The organism is Blautia sp. CAG:257, assembly GCF_000433815.1.
Lineage (GTDB): Bacteria > Bacillota > Clostridia > Lachnospirales > Lachnospiraceae > Blautia_A > Blautia_A caecimuris.
This window is the reverse complement of the sequence record NZ_HF998996.1, coordinates 1-994: the sequence shown is the minus strand read 5'-3', so window position 1 is coordinate 994 and position 994 is coordinate 1. Positions and strand designations below refer to the sequence as shown.

2 protein-coding genes are annotated in these 994 nt (G+C 54.7%); both read left to right on the top strand.

The features are described from left to right. Positions 1-576: type IV secretory system conjugative DNA transfer family protein (locus QVP40_RS02100; RefSeq protein ID WP_288200200.1), on the top strand; the 576-nt coding region annotated here is incomplete at its 5' end. Positions 577-791: 215 nt separating this feature from the next. Further along, a complete protein-coding gene (locus tag QVP40_RS02095; RefSeq protein WP_118021242.1) occupies positions 792-950 on the top strand; it encodes a Maff2 family mobile element protein in 159 nt (52 codons plus the stop codon). The last annotated feature ends 44 nt before the right edge of the window (positions 951-994 follow it).

Below are 994 nucleotides of genomic sequence, written 5' to 3'. Positions count from 1 at the left end.
GGGCGGCTGCCGGTCCATGTGCGGTGCCTCATTGACGAGGCCGCCAATATTGGACAGATCCCTCGGCTGGAAAAGCTGGTTGCCACCATCCGAAGCCGTGAGATTTCCGCCTGCCTGGTGCTGCAAGCACAGTCCCAGCTCAAAGCTATCTACAAGGACAACGCCGATACCATCATCGGCAACATGGATACCTCCATCTTCCTGGGCGGCAAAGAGCCGACAACCCTCAAGGAGCTGGCCGCCGTGCTGGGCAAGGAGACCATCGACACCTACAACACCGGCGAGAGCCGGGGCCGCGAGACATCCCATTCTCTTAACTACCAAAAGCTCGGCAAAGAGCTTATGAGCCAGGATGAACTGGCCGTCATGGACGGCGGCAAGTGTATCCTCCAGCTGCGCGGTGTGCGGCCTTTCCTCTCGGACAAGTACGACATCACCAAGCACCCCAATTACCCGTACACCGCCGACGCGGACCCCAAGAACGCCTTTGACATCGAGGCGTTCCTGTCCACCCGGCTCAAGCTCAAGCCCAACGAGGTCTACGATGTGTATGAAGTAGACGCAGAGGGCGTGTAAATCTGTTCCGCTGTGAAAGGAGTGATCTTATCTACCCGCCTCAACCGCCCCGGATGGGGCCATCGGCGTACAAAGCGGACAATCACCAAAAAATAATGAAAAAAGGAGGACAGCCGGAATCAGGCCCCGGAAACCGGGTGCCGATTGTTCCGGCTTTTGTATGCCTATGAATGACTAAATCAAACTTTTCAAATGATTCCGGCTAACTATAATTTATGGCATTTTTCAATCAGGCTATCACCGTTCTTCAGACCCTCGTTATCGCTCTGGGCGCTGGTCTCGGCATCTGGGGTGTCATCAACCTGCTGGAAGGTTACGGCAACGACAACCCCGGTGCGAAAAGCCAGGGCATGAAACAGTTCATGGCTAATTAAAGGGAACAAAAAGAAAGGAAAAGCACAATCCAGACGGTATCAGC

Excerpts from the sequence above, each read along its gene's own strand:
- QVP40_RS02095 (WP_118021242.1), top strand. The coding sequence starts at position 792 with ATGGCATTTTTCAATCAGGCTATCACCGTTCTTCAGACCCTCGTTATC.